19 protein-coding genes are annotated in these 19,485 nt (G+C 57.8%); 11 read left to right on the forward strand and 8 right to left on the reverse strand.

Features of this window, described 5'->3' with window-relative positions; all coding sequences use genetic code 11:
• The first annotated feature begins 12 nt into the window (after positions 1–12).
• The 5 genes from argH to AC2FHW_RS05950 all read left to right on the forward strand — a co-directional run bounded on the left by argH (position 13) and on the right by AC2FHW_RS05950 (position 5,727).
• A complete protein-coding gene (argH, locus tag AC2FHW_RS05930) occupies positions 13–1,401 on the forward strand; it encodes an argininosuccinate lyase (RefSeq protein WP_281972559.1) in 1,389 nt (462 codons plus the stop codon).
• Positions 1,401–1,583, forward strand: coding sequence for an argininosuccinate lyase (locus AC2FHW_RS05935; RefSeq protein WP_281972558.1), 183 nt, complete (start codon positions 1,401–1,403; stop codon positions 1,581–1,583). The genes argH and AC2FHW_RS05935 overlap by 1 nt, the downstream gene beginning before the upstream one ends.
• Positions 1,584–1,665: 82 nt before the next feature.
• On the forward strand, positions 1,666–1,821 hold the full coding sequence (locus AC2FHW_RS05940) for a hypothetical protein (protein ID WP_185956656.1): 156 nt from the start codon (positions 1,666–1,668) through the stop codon (positions 1,819–1,821).
• A gap of 65 nt (positions 1,822–1,886) precedes the next feature.
• On the forward strand, positions 1,887–3,152 hold the full coding sequence (gene lysA / locus AC2FHW_RS05945) for a diaminopimelate decarboxylase (RefSeq protein WP_271948459.1): 1,266 nt from the start codon (positions 1,887–1,889) through the stop codon (positions 3,150–3,152).
• Between the two features lie 37 nt (positions 3,153–3,189).
• On the forward strand, positions 3,190–5,727 hold the full coding sequence (locus AC2FHW_RS05950; RefSeq protein WP_496821602.1) for a TIGR02302 family protein: 2,538 nt from the start codon (positions 3,190–3,192) through the stop codon (positions 5,725–5,727).
• Here the strand turns inward: AC2FHW_RS05950 and AC2FHW_RS05955 are convergent, their stop codons facing one another.
• Positions 5,728–6,462: a zinc-ribbon domain-containing protein gene (locus AC2FHW_RS05955; RefSeq protein ID WP_496821603.1), complete on the reverse strand. Its 735-nt coding sequence runs from the start codon at positions 6,460–6,462 to the stop codon at positions 5,728–5,730.
• A 182-nt stretch (positions 6,463–6,644) separates the two neighbouring features.
• Between AC2FHW_RS05955 and AC2FHW_RS05960 the strand changes: the two genes are divergently transcribed.
• The 5 genes from AC2FHW_RS05960 to AC2FHW_RS05980 all read left to right on the forward strand — a co-directional run bounded on the left by AC2FHW_RS05960 (position 6,645) and on the right by AC2FHW_RS05980 (position 10,697).
• On the forward strand, positions 6,645–7,322 hold the full coding sequence (locus tag AC2FHW_RS05960) for a cell division ATP-binding protein FtsE (protein WP_142635446.1): 678 nt from the start codon (positions 6,645–6,647) through the stop codon (positions 7,320–7,322).
• Positions 7,319–8,221, forward strand: coding sequence for a cell division protein FtsX (locus AC2FHW_RS05965; protein WP_281995228.1), 903 nt, complete (start codon positions 7,319–7,321; stop codon positions 8,219–8,221). Before AC2FHW_RS05960 ends, AC2FHW_RS05965 begins: the two co-directional genes overlap by 4 nt.
• On the forward strand, positions 8,221–8,961 hold the full coding sequence (locus AC2FHW_RS05970; RefSeq protein WP_142635450.1) for a lysophospholipid acyltransferase family protein: 741 nt from the start codon (positions 8,221–8,223) through the stop codon (positions 8,959–8,961). Before AC2FHW_RS05965 ends, AC2FHW_RS05970 begins: the two co-directional genes overlap by 1 nt.
• Positions 8,948–9,553 carry a pyridoxamine 5'-phosphate oxidase family protein gene (locus AC2FHW_RS05975; RefSeq protein WP_271948452.1) on the forward strand — a complete coding sequence of 202 codons (606 nt, stop codon included), beginning with the start codon at positions 8,948–8,950 and terminating at the stop codon, positions 9,551–9,553. Before AC2FHW_RS05970 ends, AC2FHW_RS05975 begins: the two co-directional genes overlap by 14 nt.
• A gap of 91 nt (positions 9,554–9,644) precedes the next feature.
• On the forward strand, positions 9,645–10,697 hold the full coding sequence (locus tag AC2FHW_RS05980; protein ID WP_142635454.1) for a sterol desaturase family protein: 1,053 nt from the start codon (positions 9,645–9,647) through the stop codon (positions 10,695–10,697).
• Positions 10,698–10,799: 102 nt separating this feature from the next.
• Here AC2FHW_RS05980 and AC2FHW_RS05985 read toward each other — a convergent pair whose 3' ends face one another.
• The gene (locus AC2FHW_RS05985) at positions 10,800–11,393 is read right to left on the reverse strand and encodes an NAD(P)H-dependent oxidoreductase (protein WP_142635456.1); all 594 of its coding nucleotides are present in this window, start codon (positions 11,391–11,393) and stop codon (positions 10,800–10,802) included.
• Between the two features lie 99 nt (positions 11,394–11,492).
• Here AC2FHW_RS05985 and AC2FHW_RS05990 point away from each other — a divergent pair, with 99 nt between their 5' ends.
• Positions 11,493–12,071 (forward strand): TetR/AcrR family transcriptional regulator, encoded by a 579-nt coding sequence (locus AC2FHW_RS05990; protein ID WP_271948447.1) that lies wholly within the window; start codon positions 11,493–11,495, stop codon positions 12,069–12,071.
• A gap of 16 nt (positions 12,072–12,087) precedes the next feature.
• Here the strand turns inward: AC2FHW_RS05990 and lpdA are convergent, their stop codons facing one another.
• The 6 genes from lpdA to AC2FHW_RS06020 all read right to left on the reverse strand — a co-directional run bounded on the left by lpdA (position 12,088) and on the right by AC2FHW_RS06020 (position 19,464).
• The gene (lpdA, locus tag AC2FHW_RS05995) at positions 12,088–13,476 is read right to left on the reverse strand and encodes a dihydrolipoyl dehydrogenase (protein ID WP_142635460.1); all 1,389 of its coding nucleotides are present in this window, start codon (positions 13,474–13,476) and stop codon (positions 12,088–12,090) included.
• 84 nt (positions 13,477–13,560) lie between these two features.
• On the reverse strand, positions 13,561–13,950 hold the full coding sequence (locus AC2FHW_RS06000) for an MAPEG family protein (protein WP_496700912.1): 390 nt from the start codon (positions 13,948–13,950) through the stop codon (positions 13,561–13,563).
• A 43-nt stretch (positions 13,951–13,993) separates the two neighbouring features.
• Entirely contained in the window at positions 13,994–14,263 is a 270-nt protein-coding gene (locus AC2FHW_RS06005) for a hypothetical protein (RefSeq protein ID WP_142635953.1), read from the reverse strand.
• Between the two features lie 2 nt (positions 14,264–14,265).
• Positions 14,266–15,768 carry a 2-oxoglutarate dehydrogenase complex dihydrolipoyllysine-residue succinyltransferase gene (gene odhB / locus AC2FHW_RS06010; protein ID WP_496693571.1) on the reverse strand — a complete coding sequence of 501 codons (1,503 nt, stop codon included), beginning with the start codon at positions 15,766–15,768 and terminating at the stop codon, positions 14,266–14,268.
• 2 nt (positions 15,769–15,770) lie between these two features.
• Positions 15,771–18,728 carry a 2-oxoglutarate dehydrogenase E1 component gene (locus tag AC2FHW_RS06015; protein WP_496688989.1) on the reverse strand — a complete coding sequence of 986 codons (2,958 nt, stop codon included), beginning with the start codon at positions 18,726–18,728 and terminating at the stop codon, positions 15,771–15,773.
• A 37-nt stretch (positions 18,729–18,765) separates the two neighbouring features.
• Positions 18,766–19,464, reverse strand: coding sequence for a sulfotransferase family 2 domain-containing protein (locus tag AC2FHW_RS06020; protein WP_496821606.1), 699 nt, complete (start codon positions 19,462–19,464; stop codon positions 18,766–18,768).
• Positions 19,465–19,485: the final 21 nt, after the last annotated feature.

Genomic DNA, 19,485 nt, shown 5'->3' on the forward strand with positions numbered 1-19,485 from the left:
GGGTTTTCTTACATGACCGATCAATCTTCGAACCAGATGTGGGGCGGCCGCTTTGCCGCCGGTCCAGACGCGATCATGGAGGCAATCAATGCCTCGATCGGGTTCGATCAGCGGATGGCAGCCCAGGACATTGCAGGCTCGCGCGCCCATGCCGCCATGTTGGCTGCCACAGGCGTTATAACTGATAGTGATGCTGAAGCTATTCGGGAAGGGCTGCTCACCGTATTGTCAGAAATTCAGAGCGGGGCGTTCCAGTTCTCGACCGCGCTGGAAGACATCCACATGAATGTCGAGGCACGGCTGAAAGAGGTCATTGGCGAACCTGCAGGCCGTTTGCACACAGGCCGGTCGCGCAATGATCAGGTGGCAACCGATTTTAAACTGTGGGTGCGTGATCAGTTCGATGCCGCCGATACCGGTCTGCTGGCCCTAATCCGCGCGCTTTTAGCGCAGGCAGAGGCCGGGGCGGACTGGGTCATGCCGGGCTTTACGCATCTGCAAACCGCCCAGCCTGTGACCTGGGGTCATCACATGATGGCTTATGTCGAAATGTTCGGGCGTGATCTGTCGCGCGTCCGCGATGCCCGCGCGCGGATGAACGAATCCCCACTGGGGGCTGCCGCGCTGGCTGGAACCTCGTTCCCTATTGATCGGGTCATGACCGCCGAGGCGCTGGGCTTTGACCGTCCCGCTGCCAATTCGCTGGACGCCGTCAGTGACCGCGATTTTGCGCTGGAATTTCTGTCAACTGCTTCGATCTGCGCAATGCACCTGTCGCGCTTTGCCGAAGAACTGGTGATCTGGTCTTCTGCCCAGTTCCGCTTTGTCACCCTGTCTGACCGTTTTTCGACTGGCTCGTCTATCATGCCGCAAAAGAAGAACCCGGATGCGGCAGAACTGATCCGTGCCAAGGTCGGGCGCATTTATGGCGCCAACACCGCGCTGATGATGGTGATGAAGGGCTTGCCGCTGGCCTATTCCAAGGACATGCAGGAAGACAAGGAACAGGTTTTTGACGCTGCCGATAACTGGATGCTGGCGCTGGCAGCGATGGAAGGCATGGTCAAGGATATGACCGCCAACCGCGAAAGCCTGGCTGCGGCTGCAGGGTCGGGTTTTTCGACCGCGACTGATCTGGCCGACTGGCTGGTGCGCGTTCTGGGCCTGCCGTTCCGCGATGCCCATCACGTCACCGGATCGCTGGTTGCGATGGCCGAGAGCAAGGGCTGCGATCTGCCGGACCTGACGCTTGCGGATATGCAAACAGTGCATGCGCAGATCACCGATGACGTCTTTTCTGTCCTTACGGTGCAAAATTCGGTAAACTCGCGCCAGTCTTACGGCGGCACGGCACCGGATCAGGTGCGGGCTCAGGTCAAGCGATGGAAGGCGTTGGTGTAATGCGAATTCTGACTGCGGTTCTGTTGATTCTGGCCGGGGTAACCCTAGCCGGATGCGGTGCGGATGGTGAACCGATCCAACCAACGATGAGCGCCAATATCGGCGTCGGCACCAGCGGTGCCTATGTCGGGGGCGGCGTTGGCCTGCAACGCGGCCCCCTGAGCGTTTTTCTCGGGCGGTAGTGTTTCCCGAGTTGCAGTTTCAGCACTCAGTTCCCATTTCAGACCGATCAATGGCGCTTGGCCGTAAACCTTGGAAAAAGAAATGAATATGAAGATTTTAGGCCTGTTCTTTGGCCTCGCCATTCTTGCGGCTTGCGACCCATCCTATAAACCGCGACCCGATCCCGAACCCCAATCCGGCGGATCTGGAATTTCGATATCCGGTTATGGGCGGGTCGGCGTTTCGCATATTGAATGACGCGACACCCCTGTTTGCGTAGAATCCATTGATCCGCCGGGGCATTCTGGTCTAAGCGCGTCTTTATGGATCACTTTCTTTACCGCGACGGCGCGCTTTACGCCGAGGATGTCCCGATCTCCGAAATCGCAGCTGCGGTTGGGACACCCTTTTACGTCTATTCGACGGCGACGCTGCTGCGTCATTTCCAGCTGTTCGATGAGGCGTTGGACGGGACCGACCACCTCGTATGTTATGCGATGAAGGCCGCCAGCAATCAGGCGATCCTGAAGACGCTGGCCGAGGCAGGCGCGGGGATGGACGTTGTTTCGGGTGGGGAATACCTGCGGGCCAAAGCTGCCGGAGTGCCCGGCGATAAGATCGTGTTTTCGGGCGTTGGCAAAACAGCCGAAGAAATTCGCACTGCTCTGACCGGTGGCATTCGTCAGTTCAACGTGGAATCCGAACCCGAGATGGAGGTGATCAACGCCGTTGCGCTTGATTTGGGCGTCGTTGCTCCGATCACCGTTAGAGTAAATCCGGATGTGGACGCCAAGACCCACGCCAAAATAGCCACCGGAAAATCCGAGAATAAATTCGGCATTCCGATCGCCCGTGCGTCAGAAGTCTATGCCCACGCTGCCAGCCTGCCCGGGCTGAAGGTCATTGGCATCGACGTCCATATCGGCTCGCAACTGACCGAGCTGGAGCCTTTTGCATTGGCCTATCAGAAGGTTGCTGAGCTGACCGAGACGCTGCGCAGTGAGGGCCACAATATTCGCCGCCTTGATCTGGGTGGGGGGTTGGGCATTCCTTATGCGCGCTCGAACGACGCGCCGCCGCTGCCTTTGGAATACGGTGCGCTGATCAAAGACACTCTGGGTCATCTGGGATGCGAAATCGAAATAGAGCCGGGCCGCCTGATTGCCGGTAATGCTGGTTTGATGGTCAGCAAAGTGATCTATGTGAAATCCGGCGAGGGCCGGGATTTCCTGATCCTCGACGGTGCCATGAACGACCTGATCCGCCCGGCCATGTACGAAGCCTATCACGATATCGTACCGGTGATCGAACCCGTGCCGGGCACGGAACAGCAACCTTATGATATCGTCGGTCCGGTTTGCGAAAGCGGCGATACATTTGCCAAGCAACGGCAGATGCCGTCACTGGGTGCTGGTGATCTGGTCGCCTTTCGCAGCGCAGGGGCCTATGGCGCGGTCATGTCCAGCGAATACAACACGCGGCCCCTGATACCCGAAGTTCTGGTGCACGGAGATCAATTTGCCGTAATTCGTGAACGTCCGAGCTTTGACGAAATCATAAACCGCGATACCATACCCGAGTGGCTCTGACGCAATAGACGCGCGGGCCGGTGAACGGAGGCCCGACTTGACCGCAAGAGAAACCTTGCCGATCCCCAGATTGTCTTTGCTGCTAACGCAGGTGGGGATGCTAAGCGAGCAGGTTTGGCGGTCTTTCTGGCCGTTTTTCTCAATTTCCATGGCGCTGTTGGCCGCGCTGATGCTCGGACTGCAGGACCATGTCGGGGTGGAAACCGTTTGGGTCGCGGGGTCGGCGGCGTTGATTGGGCTGTTGGTTGCACTGATCCACGGCGTGCGGCGGTTCCGTATCCCAACACGAAACGAAGCGTTGATCCGGATGGATGAGACCCTGCCAGGGCGTCCTATCCAGGCTCTGATGGATGAACAGGCCATCGGCGCGATGGATACTGATTCTGTGGCCCTGTGGCGGGCTCATCAGGCGCGTATGGCGGAACGTGCCGCACAGGCTGCGCCGGTAAAGCCGGATCTCCGACTGGCCGACCGCGACCCCTATGCTCTGAGGTTCATAGCTTTGCTGGCGCTGGTGATTGCTGTGCTTTTCGGCTCATTTTGGCGCATAGGATCCGTGACAGAGATGACACCGGGTGCAGCTGTTGCCGGTCAGGGACCAAGTTGGGAAGGCTGGGTCGAGCCGCCACGCTATACCGGCTTGCCAACGCTCTATCTGGCAGATCAATCCGCCCCGACACTTTCGGTCCCGCAAGGCAGCCGCATCACATTGCGATTCTACGGCGAGGTCGGTGCGCACAGCTTGACCGAAACCTCGACACCGCTGGGCACGGAAGCGGTCACCGACCCTGAACAGGAATTTGTCGTCGAACGTTCGGGCCGAATGACGATAGACGGGCCTTCCGGACGCGATTGGGCGTTGGAAGTGATCGCAGATACGTCTCCGCAGATCACCGTGTCGGACGTTGCCAAATCCGAAGCAGGCGGCCAGATGAAACTGCCCTTTGCGGCCAAAGATGATTACGGTGTGATAGCAGGCTCTGCCCTGATCGAACTGGATCTGGATGCAATTGATCGCCGCTATGGTCTGATGGCGAATCCAGAACCGCGTGAGGTGATCGAGGTTGAGTTACCGATGCCCATTACAGGCGACCGGGCCGATTTCACCGAGAATCTGATCGAGGATTTCTCACAACATCCCTGGGCGCATCTGCCAGTAAAGATCACTTTGATGGCGCGTGATGCTGCCGATCAGCAAGGGCAGTCTGAACCCTATACAACAGCACTTCCGGCGCGTCGGTTCTTTGATCCGCTGGCGGCTGCGATCGTTGAACAGCGGCGCGATCTGCTGTGGTCACGGGACAACGCGAAACGGGTATCTCAGATTCTGCGGGCGGTATCGTACCTGCCCGAGGACCTGTTCCGCTCGGATACGGCCTATTTACGCCTGCGGGTGACACTTCGGCGGCTTGAGACATTTACCGAATACGGGTTGAAGCCGACGCAGCAGGAAGAAATCGCGGCCTCACTATGGAAGCTGGCCGTATTGATCGAGGACGGTACGCTTGCCGACGCTCTTGAGCGGATGCGCCGGGCGCAGGAGCGCCTGACGGAGGCGATGCAGAACGGGGCAAGCGACGAAGAGATCGCTGAGCTGATGCAAGAGCTGCGCGAGGCCACCCAGGACTATCTGCAACAGTTACAGCGGTTGGCAGAGCAGAACGGCGAAGAAGGTCAGCAGGGGCAAGACGGTGAATCCTTGCAAATGACGCAGGATGATCTGCAACGGATGATGGATCGAATTCAGGATCTGATGGAGCAGGGCCGTATGGCCGAGGCGCAGCAGGCGCTGGAGGAATTCCAGCAGATGATGGAGAACATGCGCGTCACGCAAGGTCAGGGTCAAGGTCAGCAATCCGAAGGCCAACAGGCAATGGAGGGTTTGGCAGAGACATTGCGCGATCAACAGGGGCTGAGCGATCAGGCTTTCCGCGATCTGCAAGAGCAGTTCAATCCCGGTGCGCAGACTGGTGAAAACCAGGGCAATCAGGGCCGCAATGGCGGTCAGGGCCGTGGTCAGAGCCACGAAGGCCAGGGCGGACAGGGGCAGGGTGCGGACCAGGCTGATGAAGGTCAGCAGGGTCAGGGTTCGCTGGCCGATCGTCAACAGGCCCTGCGCGATGAGCTGGGCCGCCAGCAACAAAACCTGCCCGGTGCCGGTACCCCGGAAGGCGAAGCCGCCCGTGATGCGCTTGGGCGCGCTGGCCGCGCCATGAATGAGGCTGAGCAGGCTCTGCGGAATGACGAGCTGGCTGATGCTATCGACAACCAGTCCGAAGCGATGGATGCGCTGCGGGAAGGGATGCGCTCGTTAGGTGAGGCCTTGGCCCAGAACCAGCAGAATCAACCAGGTCAAGGCAGCCAGGAAGGCGATATGCAGGCCAACAACCGCGATCCACTGGGCCGCAACCCTGGGGCAAACGGGTCGATGTCAACCGATGAGAGCCTGCTGCAGGGTGAGGACGTCTATCGCCGTGCGCGCGAGTTGCTGGACGAAATTCGCCGCCGGACCGGTGAATCCGAACGCCCCGAGATTGAATTGGAATATCTCAAGCGCCTGCTTGAACGGTTCTGATCAGTTCTGAGAGGCGCCAGCCTGGGTATCCAGCCAAAGCCGGGCTTGATCCACCAAAGACACATAAGGTTTGAGAACTGCATCCGCCTGAGGAACAGCCTCACTGATTTGCGGAGCATTGCCGTAGATCAGGAACAGGATCACACCAAGTATCAAGATCAGAGCGAACCCACGCAGAAAGCCGCCGGATTTGCGGGGCGCAGGCGCTGATACCTCGGGCGCATCTGCAGAGGCGTCGCCGCGGAATCCGGAATTGATCGTCTCGACATCGGGCAGGGCGTCACCTTGCCCGGAATCTTTAGCGGTTTCTGTAGCTGTCAGTTCCTTGACCGCCTGTTCGGGGTCTGGTTCCGGCTCGGAAGGTGGATCAAGGGCAAGATCAGGCTGGCTTTCAAGACTGCTGCCTTCCTGGGCCCGCAATTCGGCTTCGCGTGCGGCTTCTTCCTTCAGAATATCGGCGACCGAAGGATCCACATTGCTGACCGGCGCACCATCCTTTGGTAGGGCTTCGGGCTCGGGCTCGGTCTGGTCGGCGGTTTCTGACTCCGCCGGTGGAACAACCTTATCCTCGGCAGACGTTTCATCTGAAGGTTGCTCAACGGCTGGATCCGCCGGATGTTTGGCCTGGAACCACGTTTTCTCGCAATTCGAACACTGAACATCGCGGCCTTCCTCTGGAATGACCTCGTCTGGCACCTCGTATTGGGCACTGCAGTTGGGACAAGTAAGACGCATGCTGCCTCCGGGCCGGGGGTTGGCCTGATAATAGTTTTTTTAAGAATGATATTCCGTTAGAACCAAACAGCAAAGCGCGTTTTCGGTTTCGCGGGCCAAGTGTCACCATTTGGACCCGGTACGGGCATTGAAACCTGAACCGCGCTGGGGCAAGAAGAGCGGCACAAAAATTGGGGGCCCCCGTGATCGAGCTGGACCATGTCAGCTACACCTATGGTGGAGGTGAATTGCTGAGCGACGTATCGCTTAAGCTTCAACCGGGGTCGTTTCATTTCCTGACCGGGCCGTCCGGTGCTGGCAAAACAACCCTGTTAAAGCTCTGCTATGGCGCATTGCTGCCCACATCGGGAAGGCTGAGCGTGTTCGATCAGGATATCGCCCGCCTTAACCGCGATCAGATGGCCCTGATGCGCCGCCGGATAGGTGTGGTGCATCAGGATTGCCGGTTTCTGGATCACATGACTTTGGCCGAGAATGTCGCTTTGCCGTTGATGGTATCCGGTAAGGCGGAAATTGCCGAGCAAACAGATCTGTCAGATCTGTTAAACTGGGTCGGGCTGGGTGCGCGTCTTGACGCGCTGCCACCAGAGCTGTCAGGCGGTGAACGCCAGCGTGCGGCGCTGGCCCGTGCGGTGATGCTGTCGCCCGATGTCGTGCTGGCCGATGAGCCGACGGGCAATGTGGATTGGGAAATGTCTCAGCGCCTTTTGCGCCTGCTGGTCGAGTTGAACAAGATGGGTAAGACAGTCTTGATTGCGACCCATGATCTTAGCCTGATCCGTGCGGCGAAAAGCCAGGTGCAGGCGCGTGTTTTGCGCATCTCGCAGCGCCAAATTCAACTGGCGGGGGCGGATCTATGAACGTGGAAACTTTCCGCAACCTGTTGAAACGTGATGGTCGTGCCGACCGAGTTGTTCCGCCCACTGGCTATACTGCACATCTCACACTGTTCGTGTCCGGTGCGATGGGCTTTCTTGCGGTGTTCGCGCTGGCTCTGTCATTGGCGTCGGGGCGAGTGGCAGACCGCTGGGCAAGCGAACTTGCCGGCGCTGCCACGGTGCGGATCAATGCCCCGGCCGACCAGATGGCCGCCCAGACTGAAACCGCGCTGACGGTGTTGTCGCAAACACCCGGTGTCGCCTCTGCCCGGGCGTTGACCATCGAGGAGCAGATTGCGCTGTTGTCGCCCTGGTTTGGCCCGGATTTGCCACTGGACACGCTGCCCGTGCCGCAGCTGATCGAAATTGTCGAAGGTGAGCCAGGTCTGGATGCAGCAGGATTGCGCCTGCGTCTTGGGGCCGAGGTGCCCGGAGCCGTTCTGGACGACCACTCGCGCTGGCGCGAACCTTTGGTTGATGCGGCCCGCTCGCTCCGGAGGCTTGGCTGGGTCTCAATCCTTCTGATTGGCGGAGCGACCGCCGCCATGATCACATTGGCGGCCAATGCGTCGCTGGCAGCCAACGCGCAGATTATCGAGGTGCTGCGTCTAGTCGGGGCCCGGGATCGATTTATTGCCAATGCGTTTGTTCGCCGCTTCACCTACCGCGCATTTTTTGGCGCGATGGTTGGTGTGCTGTTCGGAATGACAGGTGTGTTGTTGCTGCCCGAGGCATCGTCGGACGAGGGCGGCTTTCTGACGGGCCTGGGCTTTCAGGGGGCAGGGTGGCTGTTGCCAGCCCTCATCCCGGTACTGGGTGCTGCGGTGGCCTTTCTAGCCACATGGACTGCGGCAAACCGCAAATTGAAGGAGCTTTCGTAATGGCCACTCCAATTCAATGGATCCGCTCACTGGTCTTCATGATCGTGATCTACATGTGGATGCTGGTCCTTGGCCTCGTGTTTGCTCCTTACGCCATGTTTGCAAAGCGCGGAGCGTTACATGCATGCAAGACCTATGCGCGCACAACCATGTGGCTGGCGCGTTGGATGGTTGGTATTCGATGCGAAGTTCGCGGGACTGTGCCAGTGGACGAGGTGGTCATCGGGGCCAAACACCAGTCTTTCCTCGATATCATCATGATCTTTAGCGCGATTCCTCATGGCAAGTTCATTATGAAGCGCGAATTACTGTGGACGCCAGTCATTGGGCTTTACGCTAGCCGCCTGGGGTGCATCCCGGTCAATCGCGGCAAGAAGGGCGCTGCTGTGGCCAAGATGGTCCAGGATGTGGCAAAGGAATTTACAGAACCTGGCCAGTTGGTGATCTATCCGCAGGGCACCCGTGTCGCGCCAGGCGTTCACAAACCGTATAAGGTTGGAACTGCCGTCCTGTACGAAGGCTTGGGAATCCCTTGCGTACCTGTTGCAACAAATGCCGGAGTGTTCTGGCCCCGAAGCGGCGTGATGCGCAAACCCGGCCTTGCGATCGTCGACTTCCTTGATCCGATAGAACCCGGCGTCGAACGTGCGCGCTTTCTGGACCGATTGGAAGATGTGATCGAGACGCGCTCGAACGCATTGATGACAGAAGTGGGGTTTGATCCTGATGCAGTTCATTGACGATATCGAAACGCTCGAGGGACATTACGGCGCACCGGGCGCCCCATCATTGCGTAAAGTAGCGTACCGGTTGACGCCTATGTACCGGCAATGGGTCATGGCTTCGCGGCTATGCGTACTCAGTACGGTTGGGCCCGAAGGGGTCGATGGCAGCCCACGTGGCGATGATGGTTCGGTGGTTCTGGAACTGGATCCAAAGACATTGGCGATGCCCGACTGGCGCGGAAACAACCGGCTGGACAGCTTGCGCAATATCGTGCGCGATCCGCGTGTGTCCTTGATGTTCATGGTCCCAGGGTCGAACAATGTTGTGCGCGTCAACGGGTCGGCCCGACTGACAGCGGACCAAGACCTTCGAACCCGGTTCGAAAAACAAGGCAGGCTTCCGGCCACCGTGATCGTCATCGACATTACCGAGGTCTACACTCAGTGTGCCCGTGCGCTGATGCGTGCGCGGACTTGGAGCAGCGGGGACGAAGCCGCCATATTGCCGACAATGGGTGAAATCCTGGCCGAAGCGTCAGACGGCGAGGAAGGTGGCACGCAATATGATGAGGCCTGGGGGCAACGCGCCGCAAAAACGATGTGGTAGCCTGTTTACTTATCAAGGTTTGGTCAAAGAATCGTCACACGGATAGGTAAGTAGAGAACCGTGAGGCAAATACAGGTTACAGGAGCCGTCAATGGAGCAGCTTAGTTCAGTTTGGGATTCTTTTCTGAACCACGCCCGCTATGTGTTTACGTCTCCTTTGGATCCCACGAACCGGATTTTCTATGTCTATGTCGGCAGTTCTCTGCTGATTGCCTTCGCCATCTATGCCGTGAAGCGCAGAAACGCGTCACATGTAGACGGAGAGAGCAGCTTTCTGGGGTTCCTGTTTCCCCGCAAGGTCTGGAACCATCCTTCTGCATGGCTCGATATCCGCTATTTCTTTTTCCACAAACTGATCGGGCATTTCCTGATATTGGGTCTGCTGGCCGGATCAGCCGCCTTGTCCTATCAATGGGCAAGCGGTGGGCTTGACCCCAATAACTCACCCCGGGCAGAGCCCTTGGTTGGCTGGTTGGGGGCTTTGGCTACCTTCACCTACATGCTCATTCTATTCCTGATTATGGATTTCATCGGCTACGCAGCCCATTACCTGCAGCATAAGGTCCCGCTGTTGTGGCAATTTCACAAAGTTCATCACAGCGCCGAGGTGATGCACCCGTTGTCGAATTTTCGCGAACATCCGATAGACAATATCCTCTACAATGTTGCGATTGGGTTTGGTGCCGGCGCAGTAACCGGGTTTGCGTTTCGACTGTTAGGGTACCAGCCGAACATGCCGGCATTGCTGGGCGTGCCGGTGCTGATGTTCTTGTTCAATGTCGGAGGCTATAATCTGCGACATTCCCATATCTGGTTGCGTTGGCCGGGTGTGTGGTCGAAAGTTTTTCCTTCGCCTGCGCATCACCACGTGCATCACAGTTGCCACCCGGACCATCTGGACAAAAACTTCGCCTTCATGTTTCCGTTCTGGGATGTGTTGTTCGGCACCTACATCATGCCCGAGGATAACAGGGACGTGAAATTCGGCGTGACCGAGAAGGACAAGGGTCACGAGATGGACACCTGCATGAAGCTCTATTTCCTGCCGTTCAGAGATGCGTGGCGTATTCTGAAAAAGAAACGGCGCCCATCGTCTTACCAAGCGCCCGATGCAGATGCCGCCAGTCGCCATTCGGTCAAATAGCGAGCATCTGAGGTGGTTGCCGGCCTGACGTGATCCGCTGATCGCCTGTGTCCGCCAACGCCTTGGCGGTGGTTTCGGCTGGGCATAGTGACGCAAACGCCCTCAAGCCGCGGCGGCTCCGATCTTGGCGATCTTGCTGACCCAGCGGTCCACGTGACCCGGTTTGGGATAACTTGCCCCGGCAAAATAGGTGAACCGGGTCGGCTTGAAGCCAACAAATCCCAATATCTGATCGCGTACCTGGCGGATCAGGGCCTGGCGATAGATCAGGCGCATGAACCAACCCGGCGTATCTGATGTCAGAATGACGCGCGCGGTGCGTCCGCTCAGCATCGGGGCGGGCAATCCAATCTTAGTGGTGTTTCGCGTGTCAAAGGTGCGTCCGGGGATGAACATCCGGTCGATCAGACCTTTGAGTTTTGCGGGCAATCCGCCCCACCACATTGGTGTGGTCAAGACCAGATGCTCGCTCCATTCGAAATCTTGCAATACCTGCTCAAGAACCGGTTCTAGCGGTTTGAAATCGTGATAATTGCCCTGGCCAAAATCAAAGTCGAACTGCATCTCACTCAGATGGACTAGACGTACGTCATGTCCCTTGCCTCGGGCGGCGTCGGCATAAGTTTCAGCAAAGGTCCGCGACAGGCTGCTATCGGCGGGGTGTCCGTCGAGGACGAGTATTTTCTTCGGTTGCATGGGGCTCTCCTGAAAATGACCGTGGTCACTTATAGAATCAGAAAATGACCGCGGTCAATAAAAATTTGACCATGGTCAGAAAACATGCGAGCAAACCATATGCAAAAACCACCCCAGAAACGAACTCTCAAAACTCGGGCCCGGCTTTTGGCGGCTGCCGAGGCGCTCATTGAAAACAGCGGATACGAGGCGCTGAGGGTAGAAGAGGTCGTCCAGAGCGCTGGCGTCGCCAAAGGGACGTTCTTCGCGCATTTTCGCGACAAGGATGCCTTGATGGAGCTTCTGATCGCAGATCGGCTGAATGCCTGCCTCGGTCAGGCCGAGGCTGGGACAGCGCCCAAATCGGTGAATGATATCATGACCGCCCTGCAGCCGGTTCACAGCTTCATGACATCCGAACGGTATGTCTTTGACTTGTTGATAAGATATTCGGGGGCGACGGCTATCGCCGATATCGGACCAATCGCATATTGCTTTGAGCGCTACTTTCGTGTGGTGATGATGTGGCTTGACGCTGCGGATGTCCGACAGGACATTCCGACCGAGCTGTTGGCCGAAGGTGTTCAGGCCTTTGCCATTCAGGCCATGTCCCTTAAGTTCTGCGCCTTGCACGCCTCGACCGGTTTTACCGACCGGTTGAGGGTCTATCTCGATGCATGGTTGACCCCGGCGACCTAGTCACCGGGGTCCTTTTTTAGCTGTGAATTGGCCCGTCACCGCAGGCCAGGGCCGCCTCACGCACCGCTTCGGAATATGTCGGATGCGCGTGACAGGTCAGCGCCAGATCTTCGGCCGAGGCGCCGAATTCCATCGCCACGCAGACCTCGTGAATCAAATCACCCGCAGCCGGGCCAATGATATGCGCGCCCAGAATGCGGTCGGTTTCCTTGTCTGCCAGAATCTTGACGAAACCATCCGAGGCAAAGTTCGCCTTGGCGCGGCCATTGCCCATGAACATGAACTTTCCGACCTTATAGGCACGGCCCTGTTCCTTGAGCGTCGCCTCGGTCTCGCCGACATTGGCGACCTCGGGCCAGGTGTAGATCACGCCCGGAATGACGCCATAGTTCACATGCCCATGCTTGCCCGCAATCTGTTCGGCAGCGGCCATGCCTTCGTCTTCGGCCTTATGCGCCAGCATCGGGCCTTCGGTCACGTCGCCGATGGCGTAGATGCCGGGGACGTTGGTCTGCCAATCGGCGCCTACCTTGATCTGACCGCGGGGTGTCATTTCAACACCCAAAGCGTCCAGCCCCAAACCATCCGAGAACGGTTTGCGCCCAGTAGCGACAAGGACGGTATCGGCGTCAATCACATGCTCGCTGTCATCCTTCAGCAGCTTATAAGTTACCTTGGCCTTGGTCTTGGTGGCTTCGGTCTTTTGCACCGCAGCACCCATGACAAAGTTCAGGCCCTGTTTCTTGAGGATGCGCTGGAAGGTTTTCTGAACCTCAGGGTCCATGCCCGGGGTGATTTCCTTGAGGAATTCGATAACTGTCACTTCGGCGCCCAGACGGCTGTAGACCGAGCCCAGTTCAAGCCCGATCACACCTGCGCCGATGACGACCATTTTTTTCGGGATTTTTCCCAGCGCCAACGCACCGGTCGAGGTCACGACAACCTTTTCGTCCACTTCGACACCGGGCAGCGCGGATGGCTCGGACCCGGACGCGATGATGATGTTCTTGGCTTCATGCACCTCGTCACCCACCTTGACCTGCCCAGCGGCCGGGATCGAACCCCAGCCTTTCAGCCAGTCGATCTTGTTCTTCTTGAACAGGAATTCGATGCCCTTGGTGTTGCCGTCAATGACTTCGTCCTTATAGGCCTGCATCTGCTTCCAATCGACCGAAGGGCTTTTGCCCTTGAGGCCCATCTTGGCAAAGTTATGCTCGGCCTCGTGCAGCTGATGGCTGGCATGCAGCAACGCCTTAGACGGGATGCAGCCCACGTTCAGGCAGGTGCCGCCCAGCGTCTCACGCCCTTCGACCACGGCGGTTTTCAACCCCAGCTGCGCGCAGCGGATGGCGCAGACATAGCCGCCGGGGCCTGCTCCGATTACGATGACGTCATAGTTTGCCATTTGTCCGGTCCTTGTATTTGGTGGGGTCGGATACGCTTGTCTGCGCAATGCACCCCCATTGAATAATCTATGCGGCAGCTCGAATCAAAACACAGCTGCCAACAGCATTGCAGTGGTCGCCAGCAGCCCGATCATCCAGATCACCGTACGCCATGGTGTCCAGCCAAATGCATAGGCCGGAACATAGGAAGCGCGTGCGATCAGGTAGACCCAACTACAGGCGGCAGTAAAAGCGCTGGATTGCCCCGAGGCCGTAATGACCAAAGATGCGATAGCGAACAAAACCAACCCTTCGGAATGGTTGCTAAGCGCCCGGTGCAATCGTCCCATTGCAGCAGGTTTGTCAAACGGGGTATCACGTGGCCCCAACGCGTGCAGCACATCGACCTTGCCGTGGCCAGAGATCAAATAGGCGACAAATTGAGCGACCCAAAGAAGGGCTGCCAGCGACAAGACGGTCAATTCCGTGGTCATTCAGCTTGTTTCCTCGCACTAGGAACGGATGCGATAAATCGGTTTAAACTGGCGTCAGAAGCTTCACCTGAATATGCGCGATCCCGCCGCGTTCGTGATGCATGGCCAATTCCTCGGAATCAAAGAAACTCAGGGCCTTTTCAAGATCAACCACCTCAAACATTGCAACCGCATGATCACGCTGATCGGGGTCTTTCCAGATGTGGAGGTCGCGGATACCCGCGGCCTCCCGCATTGGCTTGTCTTCGCGAAACACCTTTAACCAGACATCGAAATCGGCAACGTCAGCCTGCCAGAGAACATGAGTTGCCATGGTTATAGATCCATCAGCAGACGACGTGGGTCTTCCAGCGCCTCTTTCACGCGCACTAGGAAGGTCACAGCACCTTTGCCGTCCACGATCCGGTGGTCATAGGACAGAGCCAGATACATCATCGGGCGGATCTTGACCTCACCGTTGATGGCCATGGGACGGTCCTGAATCTTGTGCATACCAAGAATACCCGACTGCGGCGGGTTCAGGATCGGCGAGGACATCAGCGAGCCATAGACGCCGCCGTTCGAGATGGTGAACGTGCCGCCCTGCATTTCTTCCATGCTCAGCTTGCCGTCACGGGCGCGCCTGCCCTTTTCGGCGATGGCCTTTTCGATCGCGGCAAATGACATCGAATCCGCATCACGGATGACCGGAACAACAAGACCGGTCGGCGTGCCTGCGGCGACACCCATATGCACAAAGTTCTTATAGACTATGTCGGTGCCATCAATCTCGGCATTCACTTCGGGCACTTCTTTCAGTGCATGACAGCAGGCCTTGGTGAAGAAGGACATAAAGCCCAGACGGACGCCGTGCTTCTTCTCGAACTGGTCTTTGTACTGGTTTCGCAGGGCCATCACCTCGGTCATGTCCACCTCATTATAGGTGGTCAGCATGGCGGCGGTGTTCTGGCTGTCTTTCAGGCGTTTGGCGATGGTCTGGCGCAGGCGTGTCATGCGCACACGTTCCTCGCGGCTGGCATCCTGTGCAGCAACGGGTGCGCGTGGCGCCTGGATCGCAGGTGCGGGTGCCGCGACAGCGGGCGCTGGGGCCGCGACTGCCTTGGCCACATCTTCCTTCATGATACGTCCGTCGCGTCCGGTTCCCGTGACCTGATCGGCGGACAGGCCAGCCTGGGCCATGGCTTTTTCGGCCGAGGGTGCATTGGCCACATCTTTGCCGCCAACGGAATCACTTCCGCTTGCAGGTGCAACCGCTGCCGGAGCGGCTACTGCCCCTGCTGCTGAACCCGAGATCACCGCCAGCTTGGCAGCGGCGTCTACAGTTGCGCCTTCAGGGGCAACGATTTCTGCCAGAACACCCGCCGCAGGAGCGGGAACCTCGACCGAGACCTTGTCGGTTTCCAGCTCACACAGCATCTCGTCCTGTGCGACGCTGTCACCGACCTGTTTGAACCAGGTCGAGACCGTCGCTTCGGTCACGGATTCGCCCAACGTGGGCACCATCACATCAACGCTGCCGCCCGAGGCTGCCGGTGCTGCGGCAGGCGCAGGTGCGGCGGCTGGGGCCGGGGCGGCGCCTTCTCCGGCGACGATTGTCGCCAGCAGGGCATCAACACCAACGGTTTCGCCTTCGGCGGCGACAACCTCACCCATCACGCCAGCGGCTGGCGAGGGGACCTCGACCGTGACCTTATCGGTCTCAAGCTCGCACAGCATTTCATCGACGGCGACCGCGTCACCGGGCTTCTTGAACCAGGTGGCGACGGTGGCTTCGGTAACGGATTCGCCCAGCGTGGGAACACGAACTTCAATGGACATCATTACTTTCCTTCAATGCTCAGCGCTTCGTTCACCAGCGCTTCTTGTTGGGCTTTATGTTGGCTGGCCAGACCTGTCGCAGGTGAGGCCGAGGTGGCGCGGCCGACATAGACCGGGCGGGTATGTTTGGCGCCGATCCGGGTCAGGACCCATTCGATATTGGGTTCGATAAAGGACCATGCACCCTGGTTCTTGGGCTCTTCCTGACACCAGATGATTTCGGCTCCCTTGAACCGTTCCAGTTCATTGATCAGCGAATGCGCGGGGAACGGATAGTACTGTTCGATCCGCATCAGATAGACATCGTCGATACCGCGCGCGTCACGCTCTTCCAGCAGGTCGAAATAGACCTTGCCGGAACACATCACGACCCGCTTGATTTTGTCATCCTTGACCAGGGTTGTGTCCGAGTTACCCTTTTGCGCGTCGTCCCACAGCACCCGGTGGAAGCTGGAGCCGGTGGTGAAATCCTCGGCCGTGCTGATCGCCAGCTTGTGGCGCAGCAGCGATTTCGGTGTCACCAGGATCAGAGGCTTGCGGAAGGTTCTGTGCAGCTGACGGCGCAGGATATGGAAGTAGTTCGCAGGCGTCGTGCAGTTGGCTACGATCCAGTTGTCCTGACCACACATCTGCAGAAAGCGTTCCAGACGCGAGGACGAGTGTTCAGGCCCTTGCCCTTCGAACCCGTGCGGCAGCAGGGTCACCAGACCGGACATGCGCAGCCATTTGCTTTCGCCCGAGCTGATGAACTGATCGAACATGATCTGCGCACCGTTGGCGAAATCGCCGAACTGCGCCTCCCACAGGGTCAGAGCGTTGGGTTCAGCCAGGGAAAAGCCGTATTCAAAGCCCAGAACCGCGTATTCCGACAGCATCGAGTCGATCACCTCATATTGTGATTGACCAGCCCGGATGTTGTTCAGTGGATAGTACCGCTCTTCGGTTTCCTGATTGATAAAGCCGGAATGGCGCTGGCTGAACGTACCGCGCGTCGCGTCCTGTCCCGACAGGCGAACTGGATAGCCTTCGGTCAGCAATGATCCAAAGGCAAGCGCCTCACCCGTGGCCCAGTCAAAGCCTTTGCCGGTTTCGAACATTTGCTTTTTGTGGTCCAGCAGGCGGCCGACAGTTTTATGGAGTGCAAATCCCTCGGGGGCCCGGGTTAGCGATGCGCCAACCTCGGCCAGGGTTTCTGGTGCAATCGCAGTATCGCCGCGAACATATTCGTCTTTGTTCTTATCCAGATGCGCCCAACGCCCGTCCAGCCAGTCGGCCTTGTTGGGCTTATAGTCTTTGCCGGCTTCGAACTCATCATTTAGATGGGCCTGGAAGGCGGCTTTCATATCTTCGATCTCGCCTTCGGGGATCAACCCGTCCTTGACCAGCCGTTCCGTGTATAGTGACAGCGTGGTCTTATGGGTCTTGATCTTCTTGTACATGATCGGGTTGGTGAACATGGGCTCGTCGCCCTCGTTATGCCCGAACCGGCGATAGCAGAATATATCCAGAACCACGTCCTTGTGGAACTTCTGGCGAAACTCGGTCGCAACCTTGGCTGCGTGTACCACCGCCTCGGGGTCGTCGCCATTCACGTGGAAGATCGGGGCTTCAACCATCAGTGCGATATCCGTGGGATAAGGGCTGGAGCGCGAGAAATGCGGTGCGGTTGTAAAGCCGATCTGGTTGTTCACCACGATATGCATGGTGCCGCCGGTCCTGTGACCGCGCAGGCCGGACAGGCCGAATCCTTCGGCAACGACACCCTGACCGGCAAAGGCCGCATCGCCATGCAGTAGAATGGCCATGACTCTGGTCCGGTCGGTGTCGTTCAACTGATCCTGCTTGGCGCGGACCTTGCCCAGAACAACAGGGTTCACCGCCTCAAGGTGGCTTGGGTTAGCGGTCAATGACAGGTGTACGCTGTTGCCGTCAAATTCGCGGTCGCTTGAGGCGCCTAGGTGGTATTTTACATCGCCCGAGCCATCCACGTCCTCAGGCTTGAAGCTGCCCCCCTGGAATTCGTTAAAGATGGCGCGGTATGGCTTGGCCATTACATTCGCTAGAATGTTCAGACGTCCGCGGTGTGGCATGCCGATGACAATATCGCTTAGGCCTAGGGCCCCGCCGCGTTTGATGATCTGTTCCATCGCGGGGATCAATGCTTCGCCGCCGTCCAGACCAAAGCGCTTGGTGCCCATGTATTTCACGTGCAGGAACTTTTCGAACCCTTCGGCCTCGACCATCTTGTTCAGGATGGCCTTGCGGCCCTCTTTGGTGAACGCGATTTCCTTGCCATAGCCTTCGATCCGTTCCTTCAGCCAGGCAGCCTCTTCCGGGTTCGAAATATGCATGTATTGCAGCGCGAAGGTGCCGCAATAGGTGCGTTTCACGATCTCGACGATCTGGCGCATGCTGGCCATCTGCAGGCCCAGCACGTTGTCGATAAAGATCGGGCGATCCATATCGGCATCGGTAAACCCATAAGTCTTGGGGTCCAATTCCGGATGCGTGCTGGCAGCCCGCATGCCCAACGGGTCCAGATCGGCGGCCAGATGACCCCGAATACGATAGGCCCGGATCAGCATCAGCGCCCGCAGACTGTCCAAAACTGCGCGTTTAATCTGGTCTTCGCTGACGGCAACACCTTTGTCGGCGGCTTTTTCCTTGATCTTCTTGCCCGCCGCCTTGGCGTCGATCTCGGCCCATTCGCCAGTCAACGCACCGGTCAGATCATCCGTCGGCATCGGCGGCCAGTCGGACCGCGCCCACGAAGGTCCCTCGGCCTCGCGCTGGACATCAGGCGAGGCGTCGCCCATGGCCTTGAAGAACTCGGCCCAGGCGGCATCCACCGCGCCGGGGTTCTTGGTATACTGGGCGTAGAGCTGCTCCAGATATTCGGCATTATGCCCCTGCATAAAGCTTGAGGCGTGGAAGGCAGAGTTGGGCGAATGTTCGGTCATTGTAGGACCTCAAATGCGATTTCGGATTTGGTAGGATTTAGTTTTGCGGATCTTCGGGGTAGTTTCCGGCCTCGAATACCCAGGCCATTCTTCGTCGAACGATGTTTATCGTATCTGCGTCGAAATAATCGGGCACTGGAATGCCTTTTCGTCGTTCGGCCATCGACTTTTCGTGCGGCAATTCAAAGCTGTCTTCCGGCAGCCCAAAGGAGCGATAAATCTCTTTCAGATCTGACTGCAGGTTTTCCTTGCGGACGAACTTGTCCACGATCAGCTTGTTGTTGATCGAGACTATCTCCCAGTTATTGCCCCAGGCCTTTGACCGGATGAACTCTTTGAACTGAGCAATTTCGGTCTGCGGGTCTTCTGAGGGCAATCCTTGCTGATGCTTCCGAAAGTGGTAGTCGGATACAGCACGATCGAAAGGATTCCGCACATTGGCGATCTTTGTATAGGAATCAAAGGTCTTTGCCCCAAGATTGGCTCGAACCTGTTTCGCAGGCATATGGTTGCGCCATGCGTATTTGCGCCAAAACTGCCATTTTGGCCGGACCAAACCTGCAGTTTTCCCACGAGCACCGACAATACCGTATTTCGATACGCGGATTTGCCCATTTTCAAGCCGCGGAAGACCGGGTTCTTCGCATAAAGGCTGTAGCGCTATCTCGGTAGAGGTTCCCGCAGTCTTCGTCGTCTTGAGATAGATGAATTTGTGCTCATGGCAAACCAAAACCATGTCAGATGGCCTTTCTGGCCA

This window comes from Ruegeria sp. YTSA108 (assembly GCF_059610185.1).

Coding starts and splice junctions, on each gene's coding strand:
- AC2FHW_RS05940 (WP_185956656.1), top strand. CDS start 1,666: ATGAATATGAAGATTTTAGGCCTGTTCTTTGGCCTCGCCATTCTTGCG.
- AC2FHW_RS05955 (WP_496821603.1), bottom strand. CDS start 6,462: ATGCGTCTTACTTGTCCCAACTGCAGTGCCCAATACGAGGTGCCAGAC.
- lysA (WP_271948459.1), top strand. CDS start 1,887: ATGGATCACTTTCTTTACCGCGACGGCGCGCTTTACGCCGAGGATGTC.
- AC2FHW_RS06020 (WP_496821606.1), bottom strand. CDS start 19,464: ATGGTTTTGGTTTGCCATGAGCACAAATTCATCTATCTCAAGACGACG.
- AC2FHW_RS06005 (WP_142635953.1), bottom strand. CDS start 14,263: ATGGCAACTCATGTTCTCTGGCAGGCTGACGTTGCCGATTTCGATGTC.
- AC2FHW_RS05965 (WP_281995228.1), top strand. CDS start 7,319: ATGAACGTGGAAACTTTCCGCAACCTGTTGAAACGTGATGGTCGTGCC.
- AC2FHW_RS05980 (WP_142635454.1), top strand. CDS start 9,645: ATGGAGCAGCTTAGTTCAGTTTGGGATTCTTTTCTGAACCACGCCCGC.
- lpdA (WP_142635460.1), bottom strand. CDS start 13,476: ATGGCAAACTATGACGTCATCGTAATCGGAGCAGGCCCCGGCGGCTAT.
- odhB (WP_496693571.1), bottom strand. CDS start 15,768: ATGTCCATTGAAGTTCGTGTTCCCACGCTGGGCGAATCCGTTACCGAA.
- AC2FHW_RS05970 (WP_142635450.1), top strand. CDS start 8,221: ATGGCCACTCCAATTCAATGGATCCGCTCACTGGTCTTCATGATCGTG.
- AC2FHW_RS05990 (WP_271948447.1), top strand. CDS start 11,493: ATGCAAAAACCACCCCAGAAACGAACTCTCAAAACTCGGGCCCGGCTT.
- AC2FHW_RS05985 (WP_142635456.1), bottom strand. CDS start 11,393: ATGCAACCGAAGAAAATACTCGTCCTCGACGGACACCCCGCCGATAGC.
- AC2FHW_RS06015 (WP_496688989.1), bottom strand. CDS start 18,728: ATGACCGAACATTCGCCCAACTCTGCCTTCCACGCCTCAAGCTTTATG.
- AC2FHW_RS05975 (WP_271948452.1), top strand. CDS start 8,948: ATGCAGTTCATTGACGATATCGAAACGCTCGAGGGACATTACGGCGCA.
- AC2FHW_RS05935 (WP_281972558.1), top strand. CDS start 1,401: ATGCGAATTCTGACTGCGGTTCTGTTGATTCTGGCCGGGGTAACCCTA.
- AC2FHW_RS06000 (WP_496700912.1), bottom strand. CDS start 13,950: ATGACCACGGAATTGACCGTCTTGTCGCTGGCAGCCCTTCTTTGGGTC.
- argH (WP_281972559.1), top strand. CDS start 13: ATGACCGATCAATCTTCGAACCAGATGTGGGGCGGCCGCTTTGCCGCC.